Origin of the sequence: Nocardioides sp. 31GB23 (assembly GCF_040012395.1) — a bacterium.
Taxonomy (GTDB): Bacteria; Actinomycetota; Actinomycetes; order Propionibacteriales; family Nocardioidaceae; genus Nocardioides; species Nocardioides salarius.
The window spans coordinates 1-17,149 of sequence record NZ_JBDYKJ010000033.1; the positions used below are offsets into that span (position 1 = coordinate 1).

The following is a 17,149-nucleotide window of genomic DNA, read 5'->3' on the forward strand; positions in this document are numbered from 1 at the left end:
AGGCGCCCTCCCGGCGGGCGGCGGGGGGGGGCGGGGGGGCGCGCCCCGACGGCGGCTGAGGGCGTACGCCGCCGGCTCAGGCCTCGAGCGCCTGCACGGCCTCGTGGATGGCCAGGGTGCGCCGGGCCGACTCGACGTGCAGGTTCTCGACCATCTTGTTCTTGTAGGTCACCACCCCGGTGCCCTGGCCGTCCTCCCACGCCTGGATCAGGCCGCGGGCGTCCTCGACCGCCTCGGCCGAGGGTGCGAACTGCTCGTTGGCCGGCGCGACCTGGCCGGGGTGGATCAGGGTCTTGCCGTCGAAGCCCATCTGGCGGCCCTGGGCGCACTCGGCGAGGAAGCCCTCGGCGTCCTTGACGTCGTTGTAGACGCCGTCGAGGATCTGCACGCCCGCGGCGCGGGCGGCCAGCAGGCTCAGCGACAGCGAGGTCAGCAGCGGCGCGCGGCCCGGCACGTGCTCGGCGTACAGCTCCTTGACCAGGTCGTTGGTGCCCATCACCAGCACCGCGAGGCGGTCGGAGGCGGCCGCGATCTCGCGCACGTTGAAGATCGCCTCGGGGGTCTCGACCATCGCCCAGAGCCGGGTGCGGTCGGGGGCGCCGGCCTTCTCGAGGCTAGCGACGAGCGCGCGCACCTCGTCGGCGCTGTTGACCTTGGGCACCACGACGCCGTCGGGGCCGGCCTGGGCGGCGGCGACGATGTCGTCGTCGTGCCACTCGGTGCCGATGGAGTTGACCCGGATGGCCACGGTGCGTCGGCCGTAGGCGCCGGAGGAGGCGGCCGCGGCCACCTGGTCGCGCGCCGCGGTCTTGGCGTCGGGGGCGACGGAGTCCTCGAGGTCGAGGATCAGTCCGTCACAGGCGATCGACCTGGCCTTCTCGAGCGCACGCTCGTTGGAGCCGGGCATGTAGAGGACGCTGCGCAGCGGGGTCACGTCGGTCATGTCAGGCCTTCTCTCCGGGCTGGTCGCCCAGGGTGATCGCGTCGTACTGCTTCTTGAGGTCGGGGTCGATCGCGGCCAGCTCCTCGGCGAGCTCGACCATCACCAGGCACTGCTTGAGGGAGGCGTCGTCCTCCATCTTGCCGTCGAGCATCACCGCGCCGGTGCCGTCGCCCATCGCGGCGACGACCCGCCGGGCGTGGGTGACGTCCTCGACGCTGGGGCTGAAGACGCGGTTGGCGATCGCGATCTGCTTGGGGTGCAGGCTCCAGGTGCCGACGCAGCCGAGCAGGAAGGCGTTGCGGAACTGGTCCTCGCAGGCCACCACGTCGGCGATGTCGCCGAAGGGGCCGTAGTAGGGGTAGATGCCGTGCATCGCGCAGGCGTCGACCATGCGGGCGATCGTGTAGTGCCACAGGTCCTGCTGGTACGTCGTGCGGGCGGCGTTGACCGCCTCCTCGCCGGAGCCGTCGGGGTCCTGGCGCACCAGGTAGCCGGGGTGGCCCCCGCCGACGCGGGTGGTCTTCATCCGGCGGTCGGCGGCCAGGTCGGCCGGACCCAGCGAGAGGCCCTGCATGCGGGGGCTCGCGCCGCAGATCTCCTCGACGTTGGCCACGCCGCGCGCGGTCTCGAGGATCGCGTGCACCAGGATCGGCTTCTCGAGCCCCGCCTTGGCCTCGAGCTGGGCCAGCAGGCGGTCGACGTAGTGGATGTCCTCGGCGCCCTGCACCTTGGGCACCATGATCACGTCGAGCTTGTGCCCGATCGCCGGCACCAGCGTGGTCAGGTCGTCGAGCACCCACGGGCTGTCGAGCGAGTTGATGCGGGTCCACAGCTGCGTCGGCCCGAAGTCCGTGTCAGTCGCGATCTGCACGAGGCCGTCGCGGGCGGCCTCCTTGTTGTCGGCCTTGACGGCGTCCTCGAGGTTGCCGAGGAGCACGTCGACGGTGCCGACCATCTGCGGGACCTTCGCCGCCATCTTGGCGTTGCTGGGGTCGAAGAAGTGGATCGCCCGGCTGGGGCGGGCCGGGATCTCGCTCGGCGGGGTCGGTGCCCCCACGGCGAGGGGGCGGAAGAAGTCCTTGGCGCTGCGGCTCGAGCTGGGCATGCGCGCGAAAGTAGCAGCGAAGCATTACCCGTGGGTATGACGGATCTGACAGCGGCGGGTGGTCCAGGCGGCCGCACGAGCGTCAGCGGCGGCGCCACCAGGGGCGGCGGGTGGTGGGTGCCGGGGCCTGGGCCTGCACCTGGGCGCGGGCGGCGGCCGCGCGCGCCGTACGCCGCTCGCGCCAGGCGGCGAGGGTGGCCTCGACGTCGCGGGGCATGGTGATCAGCGGCGGCGTGCCGTCGGCGGGGGTGTAGCGGGCGCGGATGACCCGGGCGTTGAAGTCCTCGACCTCGCGGCGGGCCTCGCGCTCGACGGCGAGGGTGTCGAGGTGGGCGTCGAGCTCGGCGTCGTCCTTGCGCAGCTGCAGGCTCGGGGGCAGCACCCCGGTGATCTGCTCGCGCTCGACGAGGCGCTTGACCCACCAGTCGGGGTCGTGCTCGGAGCCGAGGTCCTTGATCGGGCGTCCGCTGCCGGGCAGGTCGTCGAACTCGCCCTTGGCCATCGCCACCCGCACCTGCTGGTCGACCCAGGTGGCCTGGTTGGCGATCCGGGCGGCAGCGATGCTCTCGCCGCTGCGCTTGCGGCGCTCGACCTCGTCGGCGGCCTGGGACTCGTCGGTGGGCCGCGCGGCGTCGGCGCGGCGGCGGGGCTCCTCGGACATGTCGCCACCTCCCTCGCCCCGATGATAGGCAGCCCGCCCGAGGCGGGCGGGTGGTCAGGAGCCGAGGAGCAGCTGCAGGCAGACCAGGCCGAGGAGGCCGAAGGTGATGACCGAGCCGAGGACCACCAGGGTCCAGGCGTCGGTGCGCAGCCGCACCCGCCGGGCGCGGACGACCAGCGCCGCGGAGACGAGGACCGGGACCGCCAGCACGACCGCGACCGCGACCCCCAGCGAGGCCGTCGAGGAGCTCGTGTCGTTCCAGGAGAGGGTGGCCAGCACCAGGCAGCCGACCAGGGCGAGCAGGTCGAGGGCCAGCACGACGCGCGCCAGCCAGATCAGGGCCGAGGGACGTGGCGCGACCGCTCGGGGCGCGAGGTCGGTGGTCATGGGCACATCCTGCTCTCCGGGCTCCGCCGGCGTGGTCGTTGCGGGAGATCGGTCAGAACGGCCACAGCACGGCCAGGGCGCCGAACGCCAGCCACGTCATGCCCGCGGCCGCGACGCAGGCCAGCGCCAGCGAGGCCCTCGGGGCGCGGGGCCGCAGCCAGCGCGCCGCCCACAGCAGCGCCAGCGCCACGAGCGCGGGCGCCGCCAGGAGGATGGCGAAGAGGTACCAGAAGCCGGCGTAGCCGCCCGGGTCGGTGGCGCCGGCCACGCACAGGGCGACCACGCCGACCGTCGCGAGGGCGCTGAGGCCCAGCACGACCCGGGCGGCGATCCGGTACGCCGTGGCGACCCGCGGCGAGGTGGCGACCGCCGCCGTGGCGCCGTACGACGTCGGGGCGGGGCCGGTGGGGGAGCTCATGGGCACAGCCTGCCCCGCGTCGACGGCTCCAGTCGTGAGCCCGCGTACCCAGATCGGTGCTCAGGGCACCGGCACGGCCTCGACCGGCGTCTCGGGAACGTCCTCGAAGGTGCGCGGCATCATCAGCAGCACCGCGGCCGCGACGACCGCCGAGACCGAGCAGATGGCCCACACGGTGAGGTAGCCCGACAGCGGGGCCTGGCCGGCGCCCGGCTCGTCGAGGGAGCCGGTGGAGGCCAGGGCGATCGCGAAGACCGAGCTGGCGAAGGCACCGCCCACGGTCTTGGTCGCGTTGGTCATCCCCGTCGCGAAGCCGGTGCGGTCGGGCGGCGCGGCGGCCGCCGCGGTCGCCGGCAGCGCCGCGACCAGGGCCCCGGAGCCGACGCCCGCGATCGCCATGTTCACCAAGGTCTGGGTGGTGGAGTCGTGCAGCGGCAGGAAGAGCCCGTAGCCCAGGGCGACCAGCAGCGCCCCGGCCACCAGCGCGCCGCGGGGGCCGAGCAGGCGGGCGCTCAGCGGCAGCGTGAAGGCGCCGACCGCGAGGAAGACGACGTACACGCCGACCAGGGTGGAGACGAACGCGGCGTCGGCGCCGAGGCCGTAGCCGACGACGTCGGGGTCGGTGCGGGCGAAGGTCGAGAGCGGGATCTGCGCGCCGAGCACCGAGATGCCGAAGAGGAACGCCGTCAGCTGCACGGGCCACTGGCCGCGGGTGGCGAGCAGCCGCACGTCGATCATCGGGTCCGCGCGGGCGGCCTCGACGCGGTGGAAGGGGACCAGCACGGCCAGGCCGGCGGCGACCAGCAGCCACGGCAGCACGCTGGCCGGGCCCTGCAGGCGCACCGCGATCAGCCCGCCCATCACCAGCAGCAGCGCGGCGGTGACCAGCCCGAGGCCGGGCCAGTCGAAGCCGCCGGTGGCCTCGCCGGGGGTGTCGTCGATGCCGACCCAGATGATCAGCAGGCAGGCGGTGACCACCACGGCCGGCAGCGACAGGAGCACCGTCATCGAGGTGCGCTCCACGAGCATCCCCGAGGTGAGCGCGCCGATGATCACGGCCAGCTCGAGGGCGCCGACCAGCACCGCGGCCGAGCGGCGGGTCAGCACGCCCTGGCGCCCCGAGCCGGCGGTGCGGCGGTAGATGATCGCGACCTCGAGCGGCAGCCAGACGACGTAGAAGCCCTGCAGCGCCCAGGCGACCAGGAAGGTCTCGAAGGACGGCGCGAAGGCGACGCCCCACGAGGCGAGCGCGGTGACCGCGGTCGAGACCAGCAGCACCAACTTGTGGCCCACCAGGTCGCCGAGGCGGGCCAGCGGCGGCACGCACAGCGCCGAGACGAGCAGCTGGGCCGCCTCGAACCAGTTGACGTCGGCGTCCTGGATGCCCAGGTGGTCGGCGATGTCGCTGAAGATCGGGGTGTAGTAGCCCTGCAGCACGCCGCTGGCCAGCTCGACGACGACCAGGAAGCCGACGATCGTGGCCAGACCACGGACGGCGGGGGGCAGGGAGCGGTTCACGAGAGCCTCTCGATGAGTCGGCGGTACCAGTCGACGCCGTCGAGGAATGCCTCGACCCCGATGTGCTCGTCGTAGGAGTGGATGGACTCGCGCTGGGCCTTGGTCATCCGGAACGGCGCGAAGCGGTAGACCCGCTCGCAGATCGCGGTGAAGTGGCGCGAGTCGGTGGCGGCCATCATCACGTACGGCGCCGGCACGGCGTCGGGGAAGACCTCGGTGATGGTCTCCTCGAGCAGGGCGAAGGCCTCGTCGACCGTGGCGTGACCGCCGCGCCCGTCGACGGTGGAGTACGGCGAGACCGGGCTGGCCTCGCCGCTCTCGAGCACGTCGACCTCGACGCCCTTGCCGACGGTGCGCCGCACGTGGGCCAGCACCTCCTCGACGGTGTCGCCGACCATCAGCCGCAGGTTGACCCCGGCCTTGGCGGTGCCGGCGATGACGTTGAGGGCGGGGGAGCCCGACAGCGTGGTGACCGCGGCGGTGGTGCGCGCCATCGCCGCCGTCTCGGGCCCGGCGGCCAGCAGCACCCGCGTCAGCGCGGGGCGCAGCCGCTCGGCGTTGGCCATCAGCGGGCGCAGCGGCAGCGGCGCGTGCGGCGCCAGGCGGCGGAACAGCTCGATCGTGGGTGCGGGCAGGCTCGCCGGCAGCGGCGCCTTCTCCAGCCGGGTGATGGCGCGCGCGATCCGCGCGGTCGGGCCGTTGCGGGCCGGGGTCGAGGCGTGCCCGCCGCGGCCCTCGGCGCGCAGCTCGACCGACGTGGTGCCCTTCTCGGTCACCCCGATGACGCCGATCGGCGCACCGACGCCGGGGAAGGCCTCCGAGGCGATCGCGCCGCCCTCGTCGAGCACGAACCACGGGCGTACGCCGCGCCGGCGCAGCTCGTCGACCGCGAGCGGAGCGGCGTGGCCGAAGACCTCCTCGTCGCACCCGAACGAGAGCCACACGTCCTGGGCCGGGGTGTGCCCGGCCTCGAGCAGGGTCTCGACGGCCTCGCAGACGCCGACCAGGCAGCCCTTGTCGTCGAGGGTGCCGCGGCCCCAGATGCTGCCGTCGGCGATCGCGCCGCTGAAGGGCGGGTGCTGCCACTCGCCCTCGACGGGCACCACGTCGAGGTGGGCCATCAGGACCACCGGCCGCGCGTCGTCGGCGCCGCGCCAGTGCAGCAGCAGGCCGTGGGTGTGCACCCGGGTCAGGTCCAGGTGCTGGTGGAGCAGCGGGAACTGCCGCTCGAGCTCGGCGAGGAAGTCGTCGAAGGCGGCGGTGTCGACCAGGGCGGGGTCGCGGTGGCTCACCGTCGGGATCCGCACGAGCGCCTGCAGCTTGCCCACCGCGCGCGAGTGCTCCGCGCCCTCCCTCAAGGTCACGGGCGCAGGCTACGCGTCCGGGCGGGCCCGCCGGGGCGGAACGTCAGGTCTCGCATCCGAGACAGCAGGGGCGGTGCGGGTCGTTGACCCGCGGGGCCGCGCTGGCTGGACTGGGGGCGTGCCCCCCACCCCATCTCTCCCGGCCGGGTCAGGCCCAGCCGCCCCGGTGCACGACCTCGTCCACGGGTCGGCGCCGGCGGGTCGCGGGCGAGCCCTTCGCGCCGGTGCGCTCGGCGCGGTGGCCGATCGTGATCACCCCGACCGGGTCGACGTCGTCGGGCACCGTGAACTCCTCACGGACCTCGGGCTCCCGGTGCGGCGGCAGCCCGAAGAAGCACGCCCCCAGGCCCTCGTCGACCGCGGTCTGCAGGATCAGCAGGCTGGCCATCGCCGCGTCCATGTGCCAGTAGGGCACCGTCCACGGGTCGCCGGCGGGCGCGCCGTTGCGCCGGCGGGTGCCGTCCTTGTCGGGCTCGGCGTAGCGCTCGAGGTAGGCCGCGCGGCTGCTGCACGGCACGACCACCACCGGCGCGCGCATCATCCCCGCCAGCCAGCGGTCCGGCTCGTCGACGTCGTCGGAGGTCGCGCGCCAGAAGCGGCGCACGTCGTCGGGGGTGTCGAGCACCAGGAACGACCAGCCCTGGCTGAAGCCGGCGCTGGGCGCGCGGGTGGCGTTGTCGAGCATCCGGTCGACCTGCTCGCGCGCGACCGGCCGGTCGGCGTAGTCGCGGACCATGCGGCGGCGGCGTACGACGTCCTGGAACTCCATGGGGTCGAGTATGGCGACCGGTCGGGGCACGAGCAGCGCGAGGCGAGAGGCGGGTGGCCCGGTGGCCGATGACTTCGAGGCGATGTGGGGCACGCTGGCGCCGGTGGGCCGCTCGGCCGCCAGCGGTGGCTACTTCCGCCAGCCGTGGGCGAGCGCCGAGGGCGAGCTGCGCTCCTGGTTCGTCGAGGCCTGCGCCCAACGCGGGCTGCGCGTCGTGGGCGACGGCCTGGGCAACCTCGTCGGCTGGTGGGGCGAGGAGCACGCGACCCGCCCCGACGAGCGCCTGCTCACCGGCTCGCACCTCGACTCCGTGCTCGACGGCGGGGCGTACGACGGCCCCCTCGGCGTCGTCTCCGCGCTCGCGGCGATCGACCGGCTGCGCGAGCGCGGCGTCGTGCCGGCCCGCCCGGTCGGGGTCTCGGTCTTCGTCGAGGAGGAGGGCTCGCGCTTCGGGCTGGCCTGCCTGGGCTCGCGGCTCCTGACCGGATCGACGTCGTGGGAGCGGGCCCGCGAGCTGCGCGACCGCGACGGCGTGGCGCTGCCCGACGCCCTCGAGGCCGCCGGCCTGCCCGGGCCGGGGCCCGCCGACCCCGACCTGCTCGCCGGGGTGACCACCTTCGTCGAGCTGCACGTCGAGCAGGGCCGGGCCCTGGTCGACCTGGGCCGGGCCATCGGGGTGGCCAGCGGGATCTGGCCGCACGGGCGCTACCGCTTCGAGCTGACCGGCACCGCCGACCACGCCGGCACCACCCGGATGCAGGACCGCGCCGACCCGATGCTGACCTACGCGGCGACCGCGCTGGCCGCCGACGAGCAGGCCCGCCTGCGCGGCTCGCGCGCCACCTTCGGCCGGGTCGAGGTCGTGCCCAACGGCACCAACGCGGTGCCCTCGCGGGTCACCGCCTGGCTCGACGCCCGGGCCGAGTCGGAGGACGCCGTGAGCGACCTGGTCGCCGCCCTGGAGCAGGCCGCGACCCGGCGCGCCGAGACCGACGGCACCACCGTGCGGGTGGTCGCCGAGTCGGTCTCGGGCCTCGTGCTCTTCGACCCCGACCTCGCCCGCCGCGTCGCCGCCGACCACTCCGGGGCCGACTGGCCGGTGCTGCCCACCCAGGCCGGCCACGACGCCGGCGTGCTGTCGGCCGCCGGCATCCCGACCGTGATGCTCTTCGTGCGCAATCCCACCGGCGTCTCCCACTCCCCGGCCGAGCACGCCGAGCTGCCCGACTGCCTGGCCGGCGTCGACGCGCTGGCCGACACCCTCGAGCGGCTGTGCACGTGACGGGGCCGATGAGTGGGCACGTGACGGCGTACCTGCTCGAGCGGGCGTGGGTCGCGGGCCGGGTGCAGGACGACGTGCTGGTCGAGGTCGAGGGCGGCCGGTTCACCCGGGTCGAGCCCGCCGCCGATGGCGTGCCGGGGGTCGAGCGGGTCCCCGGCCTGACCCTCCCCGGCCTGGCGGACAACCACAGCCACGCCTTCCACCGGGCGCTGCGCGGGCGCACCCAGCGCGGCGGCGGCACGTTCTGGACCTGGCGCGAGCAGATGTACGACCTGGCGCAGCGGCTCGACCCCGACGACTACCTGCAGCTGGCGACGGCGCTCTACCGCGAGATGGCTGCGGTGGGGATCACGACGGTGGGGGAGTTCCACTACCTGCACCACGCGCCCGGCGGGCGCGCCTACGCCGAGCCCAACGAGACCGGGCTGGTGCTGGTCGAGGCGGCGCGGCGAGCGGGGATCCGGATCACCCTGCTCGACACCTGCTACCTCTCCTCGGGCTTCGGCGCGCCGGTCGAGGGTGCGCAGCTGCGCTACAGCGACGGCGACGCGGAGCGGTGGGCGCAGCGCGTCGAGGCGCTCGACGCGGCGGTGGCCGGTGCCGACCACGTCGTCGTCGGGGCGGCGGTGCACTCGGTGCGTGCGGTGCCGCGCGAGCAGCTGGCGACCGTGGTCGAGGCGGCCCGGGGGCGCCCGCTGCACGTGCACCTCAGCGAGCAGCGCGCCGAGAACGACGCCTGCCGCGCGGCGTACGGCGCCTCGCCCACGCAGGTGCTCGCCGACGCCGGGGTGCTCGGCCCGCTGACCAGCGCCGTGCACGCGACCCACCTCGACGACGCCGACGTGCTGGCCCTCGGCGCCAGCCGCACGCACGCCTGCTTCTGCCCCACCACCGAGCGCGACCTCGGCGACGGCGTGGGCCCGAGCCGGGCGCTGCACGAGGCCGGCAGCGCGCTGACCCTCGGCTCCGACAGCCACGCCGTGGTCGACCTGCTCGAGGAGATGCGTGCCGTCGAGCTCGACGAGCGGCTCGTCGCCGAGAGCCGGGGCCACTGGGCCGCCGCCGAGCTGCTCGAGGCGGGGCTGCGCCACGACGCGCTGGGCTTCGCCGACGCCGGCCGGATCGCCGTCGGGGCCCGCGCCGACCTGGTCACGCTCGACACCAGCAGCCCCCGCACCGCCGGCACCGGCGCCGACGAGCACACGGCCGTCTTCGCCGCGACCGGCGCCGACGTCACCCGCGTGGTCGCCGACGGCCGGCTCGTGCACACCCGTGACCGGGCCCCCGACGTGGGGCGCGACCTCGCCGCCGCCATCGACCGTCTGTGGAAGGACGCCTGATGACCTCCCTGCTGCTCACCGGCATCGCCGAGCTGGCCACCAACGACCCGGCCCGCACCACCGCGGCCGACCCGCTCGGCCTGGTGCCCGCGGCGGCCGTCGTCGTCGAGGGCGGCCGCGTCGCCTGGGTCGGGGCGGCCGCCGCCGCGCCGGCCGCCGACGCCGCGGTCGACCTGGGCGGGCGCGCGGTGCTGCCCGGCTTCGTCGACAGCCACAGCCACCTCGTCTTCGCCGGCGACCGGTCGGCGGAGTTCGCGGCCCGGATGGCCGGCGAGAGCTACTCCGCCGGCGGCATCCGCACCACCGTGGCCGCCACGCGCGCCGCCACCGACGAGCACCTGCTGGCCCACGCCGCCGGGCTGGTCGCCGAGATGCGGCGCCAGGGCACCACCACCGTCGAGATCAAGAGCGGCTACGGCCTGAGCGTGCACGACGAGGCGCGCTCGCTCGCGGTCGCCCGCGAGCTCACCGACGAGACGACCTTCCTCGGCGCCCACGTGGTGCCGCCCGAGCACGCGGACGACCCGGCGGCGTACGTCGACCTGGTCACCGGCCCGATGCTCGAGGCGGCGGCGCCGCACGCCCGCTGGATCGACGCCTTCTGCGAGCGGGGCGCCTTCGACGCCGACCAGGCGCGCGCGGTGCTGGCGGCGGGCGCGGCCGCAGGCCTGCGCGGGCGGCTGCACGCCAACCAGCTCGGCCCCGGCCCGGGCGTGCAGCTGGCCTGCGAGCTCGGGCTGGTCGCCGTCGACCACTGCACCCACCTCGACGACGCCGACGTCGACGCGCTGCGCGACAGCGGCACCATCGCGACCCTGCTGCCCGGGGTGGAGTTCTCGACGCGCCAGCCCTACCCCGATGCGCGCCGGCTGCTCGACGCCGGCGTCGAGGTGGCGCTGGCCTCCGACTGCAACCCCGGCTCGTGCTTCACCAGCTCGATCCCGTTCTGCGTCGCGCTGGCGGTGCGCGAGATGGGGATGACGCCCGCCGAGGCGGTGCGCGCGGTCACGCTCGGCGGCGCCCGGGCCCTCGACCGCGACGACGTCGGCGCGCTGGTGCCCGGCCGGCGCGCCGACCTGGTCGTGCTCGACGCCCCCAGCCACGTGCACCTGGCCTACCGGCCCGGGGTGCCGCTGGTGCGCGCGGTCTACCGCGGCGGCGTCGCGCTGCCGTAGCCGAACGGGCACAACGCCCGTGTCCGGCCGTCCGGACCCCGGCGCTCCGCGGGAGCGCGCGGCGCCAAGGGTCGTTGTGCCCGTTCGACTACGACCTGCTTGCTGACGAGGCGCCACGGTCGCGCCCCGCGCACGAGGGACGCGCCCGGTCAGTAGCCCCGCGGCTTGCCGTCGCGCACCAGCCACTCGCGGAACAGCCCGCTCAGCTCCTCGCCCGAGACCCGCTCGGAGAGGCGCACCAGGTCGCGGGTGCGCACGTTGGCGTCGTCGTGGCGGCGCACCCAGGCGCGCAGGATCGCGAAGAAGTCGTCGTCGCCGACCCGCTGGCGCAGCGCGTGCAGGGTCATCGCGCCGCGCAGGTAGACCGGCTCCCCGAAGAGGTCGGCGCTGTCGGTGAACCGGGTCGGGGCGGGGCTCCAGAGGTCGTCGGAGGCCGGGCGCGCGTAGAGCGCGTCGAAGCGCTGCCCGGGGCGGGGGCCGCCGTGCTCGGCGGCGTAGAGCCACTCGGCGTACACCGCGAAGCCCTCGGCGAGCCAGATGTCGTGCCAGTCGGTGAGGGTCACGGCGTTGCCGACCCACTGGTGGGCGACCTCGTGGACCACCGTCGAGGTGGTTGCCGCGCCCGGCGGGTAGAAGGCGCGGGTCTGGGTCTCGAGCGCGTAGCCCACGCGGGCGTCGTCGACGACCAGGCCGGCCGAGGTGAAGGGGTAGGGCCCGAAGAGCCGCTCGTTGAAGGCGATGATCTCGGGCAGCGCCGCGCGGGCCTCGGCCGCCGACCCGGTGGTGGGATCGGTGAAGGACCAGATGGGGATGGTGCGCCCGTCGAGCGAGGTCGTCGTCGACTCGTGCACGTCGAACTGCCCGATCGCGACCATCGCCAGGTAGGTGGCCATCGGGTCGCGCGCGTCCCAGCGCCAGGTCGTCGAGGTGGCGCTCTCGTCGCGCCCGACGAGGTCGCCGTTGGCGGCCACCTCGTAGCCGGTCGGCACCGTGATCGCGTAGCGGAAGCGGGCCTTGTCGCCGGGGGTGTTGTTGGAGGGCAGCCAGGTCATCGCGCCCACCGGCTCGCCCAGGGCCACCGCCCCGTCGGAGGTGCGCACCCAGCCCTCGGTGCTCCCGTCGGCGTCGGTGTGCTCGGGCGGCTCGCCCCGCCACGACACCGCGACGGTGAACCGGCCCCGGCGCACCGGCTCGGCGGGGGTGACGACCAGCTCGTGCGCGCCCGTGCGCCGGTGCCGTGCCGCGACGCCGTCGACGAGCACCTCGGTGACGCGCGGCCCCGAGAAGTCGAGGTGGAAGGAGTCGAGGGTCCGTGCGGCGCGCGCCCGCACCAGCACCCGCGCCGTGGCCCGGTTGGTCAGCGGCTGGTAGTCCATCGCCACGTCGTAGACCCGCACCTGGTAGCCGCTGTTGCCCTGGTCGGGGAAGAGCGTGTCGCCGGCGGGCCGCGCCCCGGCCGGTGCGGCCGGCAGCAGCGCCACGGCCGTCCCGAGTGCGAGGGCGAGCGACGAGGCCAGGCGCGCGCGCCGGCGCGGGGAGGTGGGCACGGGCGAAGCGTACGGCCGGGCGGGCGAGCAGGGGGGTCGCACGATTCTGTTGACGCGTGTCAACTCACCGCCCTAACGTGGCCCGCGTCACACCGGCCGGTCAGTCCGGCCGGCACCGCTCCTAGCCCGGGAGGCCCCGTGCCCGCATCCACCCTGCCGACCACCGCCGTCATCGGCGCCGGCATCAGCGGGCTGACCGCCGGCAAGATGCTCGGCGACTACGGGGTGCCCTACACCTGCTACGAGAGCTCCGACCGGATCGGCGGCAACTGGGCCTTCGGCAACCCCAACGGGCACAGCAGCGCCTACCGCTCGCTGCACATCGACACCTCCAAGCACCGGCTGTCCTTCAAGGACTTCCCGATGCCCGAGGACTACCCCGACTTCCCGCACCACACGCAGGTCAAGGCCTACCTCGACTCCTACGCCGAGGCGTTCGGCCTGCTGGACCCGATCGAGTTCCGCAACGGCGTCGAGCACGCCGACCCCGCCCCCGGCGGCGGGTGGGACCTGCGCCTGCAGTCGGGCGAGGAGCGCCACGTCGACCTGCTGGTGGTGGCCAACGGCCACCACTGGGATCCACGGATGGCCGACTTCCCCGGCGAGTTCACCGGCACCGAGATCCACTCCCACCACTACGTCGACCCGCGCGACCCGCTCGACTTCACCGGCAAGCGCATCCTCGTGGTCGGCCTGGGCAACAGCGCCGCCGACATCACCGTCGAGCTCTCCAGCCGCAGCCTGCAGAACGAGGTCACCCTCTCCACCCGCTCCAGCGCCTGGATCGTGCCGAAGTACACCGGCGGGCTGCCGGCCGACAAGTACTACGTGACCACGCCGTACCTGCCGCTGTCGTGGCAGCGCAAGGTGCTGCAGAAGATGCAGTTCATGGCCGGGTCCAACCCCGAGCTCTACGGGCTGCCCAAGCCCGACCACAAGTTCTTCGAGGCGCACCCGACCCAGTCGGTCGAGCTGCCGCTGCGGCTGGGCTCCGGCGACGTCACCCCCAGGCCCGACGTCTCGCGCCTCGACGGCTCGACCGTGCACTTCGAGGACGGCACGTCGGGGGAGTTCGACGTCATCGTCTACGCCACCGGCTACAACATCACCTTCCCGTTCTTCGACCCCGACGTGGTCAGCGCCCCCGGCAACCAGATCCGCCTCTTCAAGCGGATGTTCCTGCCCGGTCGCGACGACCTGGTCTTCATGGGTCTCGCGCAGTCCACGCCGACGCTGTTCCCCTTCGTGGAGTGCCAGGCCCGCCTGCTCGGCGCGTACGCCGTGGGCCGCTACCGGCTGCCCGACGTCGCCACGATGGAGCAGGTCATCGACGCCGACCAGCAGAAGTACACCGGCCACGTGCTCGACCGGCCCCGCCACACCCAGCAGCTCGACTACTTCATCTACGAGCACGACATGCGCACCAAGGAGATCCCGGCGGGCCTGCGGCGCGCCGAGCGTCTCGGCGGCGGCGTGCTCGCGGGAGCCCGGTGAACGCCCTGGACACCGCGACCCCGCGCGGCGACCAGCGGCGTACGGCGCTGCTCGGGGCCCTCGACGCGCTGCTGCAGGACTCCACGCTCGAGGCCATCAACATCTCGGAGATCTCGCGGCGCGCCGGGGTGACCCGCTCGGCGTTCTACTTCTACTTCGAGAACAAGGCCGCCGCGGTCGCGGCGCTGATGGAGCAGATGTACGACGACACGGCGGCCGCCGCGGCGCACCTCACCGGCGAGGGCACCCCCCAGGAGCGGATCGAGGCCACCATCCGGGGCCTCTTCGCCAGCTGGGACCGCCACGAGCACCTGTGCCGCGCGACCCTGGAGGCCCGCGCCTCCAGCCCGGCGGTGCGCGAGCTGTGGGACGCCGACCGCGAGTCGTTCGTGCCCGTGGTCGCCGCGATGATCGAGGCGGAGCGGGCCGCCGGCCGCGCGCCCGGCGGCGTACCGGCCCCGACCCTGGCCAGCGTGCTGCTCGAGCTCAACGACCGGATGCTCGAGCGGGTGGCCCTGGGCGGGCCGCTGGGGCGCGAGGAGCTGGTCGAGGGCGTGGTCGCGGTGTGGCTGCGCTCCATCTACGGAAGGACGTCATGACCGACACGACCCTGAGCCCCGAGGCCGCCGCGCGTGCGGCCGGCCACCGCGAGGTGCGCTTCCGCTCGGGCGGCGACGAGTGCGTGGCCACCCACGTCGTGGCCGCCCACGACGACCTGGCCGGCCCCGCCGGGCGCCCGGTGGTGGTGATGGCCCACGGCCTCGCCGGCACCGTCGACTCGGGCCTGCTGCCCTTCGCCGACGGCCTGGCCGCGGCCGGGCTCGACGTGCTGGCCTTCGACTACCGCGGCTTCGGGCTCTCGGGCGGGTCGACGCGCCAGCGGGTGTCGGTGACCGGCCAGCTCGAGGACTTCGCGGCGGCCTGCCGGGCGGCGGCCGCGCTGCCCGGGGTCGACCCCGCCCGCCTGGTGCTGTGGGGGGTCTCGCTCGCCGGCGGGCACGTGCTGAGCGTGGCCGCCGGGCGCGACGACGTGGCCGCGGTGGTCTCCCTGACCCCGCTGGTCGACGGCGCCGCGGCCGGCCGGCTGGCGCTGCGCCACCACTCGCCGCTGACCCTGGCCCGCTCCACCGTCGACGGGGTGCGCTCGCGGGCCCTGGGCTCCCGGCGCGGCCCGGTGATGGTGCCGGTCGTCGCCGACCCCGGTCAGCAGGGCGCGCTGACGCTGCCGGGCTGCAAGGACGACTACCTGGCCCTGGCCGGCCCGTCGTGGCGCAACGAGGTCGATGCCGCCGTGGCCCTCGAGCTCGGCAGCCACCGCCCGGTCAAGCAGGCCAAGCAGGTCGGCTGCCCGCTGCTGGTGCAGATCGCCGACTTCGACCGGCTGGCGCCGCCGCACGCCGCGGCCAAGGCGGCGGTCAAGGGGCGGGCGGAGGTTCGGCACTACCCGGGCGACCACTTCGACGTCTGGCCGGGCAAGGACTTCTTCGCCCCCGCGCTCGCCCACCAGGTGCACTTCCTGACCCGCCACCTGGCGCCGGAGGCGTCCACGGAGCGGGCCGACGACCGCTGACCCTCGACATGCCGGGGGTACGTACTCCTAGTATGTGACATGGCCACCACTCAGAACGCCCTGCTCGACCAGCTCCCCGAGACCGGGGGGCTCACCGAGGAGCGCTTCAAGAAGATGAGCGGTGCGTCGGTCGGCGACGGCCGCGCCCCACGGGTGGCTCCGCAGGGCCTGCCGCCCGGCCCGCGGTGGCCGGTGCTGGTGCAGAGCGCGGCGCTGATGCGCTTCCGGCACTGGTTCCACCCCTACCTGCACCGCACCTACGGCGACGTCTTCACCGTCCGGCTGGTCCCGGGCGGCCAGCCGCTGGTCTTCTTCACCCGCCCCGAGCACGCCAAGGAGATCTTCGCCGCCGACCCGGAGTTCTTCCACGCCGGCAAGGGCAACGCCATCCTGGGCCCGATCATGGGGGAGCACTCGCTGCTGCTGCAGGACGGCGACGACCACAAGCGGGCCCGCAAGCTGCTGATGCCCGCCTTCAACGGCGCCGCGCTGCGCGAGTACCGCTCGCTGGTCACCGACCTGGCCGCCGACGAGGCCGCGCACTGGCCCGACGGGGTCGTGCTGCGCTCGCTGGACCGGATGAACGTGCTGACCCTCGAGGTCATCCTGCGCGTGGTCTTCGGCGTCACCGACGAGGAGCGGCTGGCCGCGATGCGCCCGCGCGTCAACGCCACCGTCGACATCAGTCCCGCTGTGCTGCTGGGCTGGGGCTACCCGCGGCTGCAGCGGTTCGGGCCCTGGCGGCGCACGGTGCAGAACCAGGCCGAGCTCGACCGGCTGATCTACGCCGAGATCCGCGAGCGGCGCGCCGCCCCCGACCTCGCGGAGCGCAGCGACGTGCTCTCGCGGCTGATCCGCCACGGCGGCGCCGAGGAGGGCGAGGGCCTCGGCGGGCTCAGCGACACCGAGCTGCGCGACCAGCTGATCACCCTGCTGCTCGCGGGGCACGAGACGACCGCGACCTCCCTGGCCTGGGCGCTCTACGAGCTCGGCCGCGACCCCGAGCTGCTGCGCCGCTCGCAGGCCGCCGCCGACGGCGACGGCGCCGAGGACGACGCCTGGCTCGAGGCGGTGATGAAGGAGTCGATGCGCCTGCACCCGGTGATCCCGATGGTGGTGCGCACGCTGATGCGCCCGGCCACCATCGGCGGGGTCGACCTGCCCCGCGGCGTCACCGTCGGGCCCTCGATCATCGTGGCCCACCAGAAGTCGGAGAACCACCCCGACCCCGAGGTCTTCCGCCCCGAGCGGTTCCTGGGCCAGAACCCGCCGACCAACACCTGGATCCCGTTCGGCGGCGGCGTACGCCGCTGCATCGGCGCGGGCTTCGCGCAGATGGAGGGCGTCGCGGTGCTGCGCGAGGTGCTGCGGGTCCACGACGTGGCCACCCCCACCGGCGACGTGCCGAAGGTCCGCAACATCACCTCGGTGCCCCGCGGCGGCGCCCGCATCCGCGTCACCCGCCGCTGACCCGGCCCATATCTCGCGCTGACCCGGCGCAGATGTCGCACTGACCCGGCGCAAAATGACTCGCCGCCGGGCCGCCGCGCTGGCAGCCTGGGCTGTCGTGACCGAG

16 protein-coding genes are annotated in these 17,149 nt (G+C 74.7%); 7 read left to right on the plus strand and 9 right to left on the minus strand.

Annotation, left to right across the window (positions count from 1 at the left end; translation table 11 throughout):
* Positions 1–76: 76 nt before the first annotated feature.
* The 8 genes from ABKW28_RS12025 to ABKW28_RS12060 form a co-directional block, all read right to left on the minus strand.
* A complete protein-coding gene (locus tag ABKW28_RS12025) occupies positions 77–943 on the minus strand; it encodes a CoA ester lyase (RefSeq protein WP_348609829.1) in 867 nt (288 codons plus the stop codon).
* 1 nt (position 944) lies between these two features.
* Positions 945–2,048 carry a CoA ester lyase gene (locus ABKW28_RS12030; RefSeq protein WP_193668334.1) on the minus strand — a complete coding sequence of 368 codons (1,104 nt, stop codon included), beginning with the start codon at positions 2,046–2,048 and terminating at the stop codon, positions 945–947.
* Positions 2,049–2,130: 82 nt separating this feature from the next.
* The gene (locus ABKW28_RS12035; RefSeq protein WP_348609834.1) at positions 2,131–2,709 is read right to left on the minus strand and encodes a DUF1992 domain-containing protein; all 579 of its coding nucleotides are present in this window, start codon (positions 2,707–2,709) and stop codon (positions 2,131–2,133) included.
* Positions 2,710–2,763: 54 nt separating this feature from the next.
* Entirely contained in the window at positions 2,764–3,096 is a 333-nt protein-coding gene (locus tag ABKW28_RS12040; protein WP_348609837.1) for a hypothetical protein, read from the minus strand.
* Positions 3,097–3,148: 52 nt separating this feature from the next.
* Positions 3,149–3,514, minus strand: coding sequence for a hypothetical protein (locus ABKW28_RS12045; RefSeq protein ID WP_348609840.1), 366 nt, complete (start codon positions 3,512–3,514; stop codon positions 3,149–3,151).
* Between the two features lie 60 nt (positions 3,515–3,574).
* Positions 3,575–5,032 carry an MFS transporter gene (locus tag ABKW28_RS12050; protein WP_204797228.1) on the minus strand — a complete coding sequence of 486 codons (1,458 nt, stop codon included), beginning with the start codon at positions 5,030–5,032 and terminating at the stop codon, positions 3,575–3,577.
* Positions 5,029–6,396, minus strand: coding sequence for a M20/M25/M40 family metallo-hydrolase (locus tag ABKW28_RS12055; RefSeq protein ID WP_348609843.1), 1,368 nt, complete (start codon positions 6,394–6,396; stop codon positions 5,029–5,031). The genes ABKW28_RS12050 and ABKW28_RS12055 overlap by 4 nt, the downstream gene beginning before the upstream one ends.
* 148 nt (positions 6,397–6,544) lie before the next feature.
* Entirely contained in the window at positions 6,545–7,165 is a 621-nt protein-coding gene (locus tag ABKW28_RS12060; protein WP_348609846.1) for a nitroreductase family protein, read from the minus strand.
* Between the two features lie 61 nt (positions 7,166–7,226).
* Here ABKW28_RS12060 and ABKW28_RS12065 point away from each other — a divergent pair, with 61 nt between their 5' ends.
* Genes ABKW28_RS12065 through hutI form a run of 3 tightly spaced genes read left to right on the plus strand, consistent with a single transcriptional unit; the run spans position 7,227 to position 10,962 of the window.
* Positions 7,227–8,447 (plus strand): allantoate amidohydrolase, encoded by a 1,221-nt coding sequence (locus ABKW28_RS12065; protein WP_348609849.1) that lies wholly within the window; start codon positions 7,227–7,229, stop codon positions 8,445–8,447.
* Positions 8,448–8,455: 8 nt separating this feature from the next.
* Positions 8,456–9,787: a formimidoylglutamate deiminase gene (locus ABKW28_RS12070; protein ID WP_348609852.1), complete on the plus strand. Its 1,332-nt coding sequence runs from the start codon at positions 8,456–8,458 to the stop codon at positions 9,785–9,787.
* A complete protein-coding gene (gene hutI / locus ABKW28_RS12075) occupies positions 9,787–10,962 on the plus strand; it encodes an imidazolonepropionase (protein WP_348609855.1) in 1,176 nt (391 codons plus the stop codon). Before ABKW28_RS12070 ends, hutI begins: the two co-directional genes overlap by 1 nt.
* Positions 10,963–11,111: 149 nt before the next feature.
* Here hutI and ABKW28_RS12080 read toward each other — a convergent pair whose 3' ends face one another.
* The gene (locus ABKW28_RS12080; protein WP_348609859.1) at positions 11,112–12,509 is read right to left on the minus strand and encodes a M1 family metallopeptidase; all 1,398 of its coding nucleotides are present in this window, start codon (positions 12,507–12,509) and stop codon (positions 11,112–11,114) included.
* Positions 12,510–12,647: 138 nt separating this feature from the next.
* Here ABKW28_RS12080 and ABKW28_RS12085 point away from each other — a divergent pair, with 138 nt between their 5' ends.
* From ABKW28_RS12085 to ABKW28_RS12100, 4 genes are read left to right on the plus strand one after another with little or no spacing between them, the layout of a single operon-like run.
* Positions 12,648–14,003: an NAD(P)-binding domain-containing protein gene (locus tag ABKW28_RS12085; RefSeq protein WP_348609862.1), complete on the plus strand. Its 1,356-nt coding sequence runs from the start codon at positions 12,648–12,650 to the stop codon at positions 14,001–14,003.
* Entirely contained in the window at positions 14,000–14,602 is a 603-nt protein-coding gene (locus ABKW28_RS12090) for a TetR/AcrR family transcriptional regulator (protein WP_348609864.1), read from the plus strand. The genes ABKW28_RS12085 and ABKW28_RS12090 overlap by 4 nt, the downstream gene beginning before the upstream one ends.
* The gene (locus tag ABKW28_RS12095; protein ID WP_348609867.1) at positions 14,599–15,573 is read left to right on the plus strand and encodes an alpha/beta fold hydrolase; all 975 of its coding nucleotides are present in this window, start codon (positions 14,599–14,601) and stop codon (positions 15,571–15,573) included. Before ABKW28_RS12090 ends, ABKW28_RS12095 begins: the two co-directional genes overlap by 4 nt.
* 39 nt (positions 15,574–15,612) lie before the next feature.
* Entirely contained in the window at positions 15,613–17,043 is a 1,431-nt protein-coding gene (locus tag ABKW28_RS12100; RefSeq protein WP_348609870.1) for a cytochrome P450, read from the plus strand.
* The last annotated feature ends 106 nt before the right edge of the window (positions 17,044–17,149 follow it).

Bases quoted from the DNA above. Each gene is read 5' to 3' on its own strand.
- ABKW28_RS12025 (WP_348609829.1), bottom strand. From the start codon at position 943: ATGACCGACGTGACCCCGCTGCGCAGCGTCCTCTACATGCCCGGCTCC.
- ABKW28_RS12030 (WP_193668334.1), bottom strand. From the start codon at position 2,048: ATGCCCAGCTCGAGCCGCAGCGCCAAGGACTTCTTCCGCCCCCTCGCC.
- ABKW28_RS12035 (WP_348609834.1), bottom strand. From the start codon at position 2,709: ATGTCCGAGGAGCCCCGCCGCCGCGCCGACGCCGCGCGGCCCACCGAC.
- ABKW28_RS12040 (WP_348609837.1), bottom strand. From the start codon at position 3,096: ATGACCACCGACCTCGCGCCCCGAGCGGTCGCGCCACGTCCCTCGGCC.
- ABKW28_RS12045 (WP_348609840.1), bottom strand. From the start codon at position 3,514: ATGAGCTCCCCCACCGGCCCCGCCCCGACGTCGTACGGCGCCACGGCG.
- ABKW28_RS12060 (WP_348609846.1), bottom strand. From the start codon at position 7,165: ATGGAGTTCCAGGACGTCGTACGCCGCCGCCGCATGGTCCGCGACTAC.
- ABKW28_RS12070 (WP_348609852.1), top strand. From the start codon at position 8,456: ATGAGTGGGCACGTGACGGCGTACCTGCTCGAGCGGGCGTGGGTCGCG.
- hutI (WP_348609855.1), top strand. From the start codon at position 9,787: ATGACCTCCCTGCTGCTCACCGGCATCGCCGAGCTGGCCACCAACGAC.
- ABKW28_RS12095 (WP_348609867.1), top strand. From the start codon at position 14,599: ATGACCGACACGACCCTGAGCCCCGAGGCCGCCGCGCGTGCGGCCGGC.
- ABKW28_RS12100 (WP_348609870.1), top strand. From the start codon at position 15,613: ATGGCCACCACTCAGAACGCCCTGCTCGACCAGCTCCCCGAGACCGGG.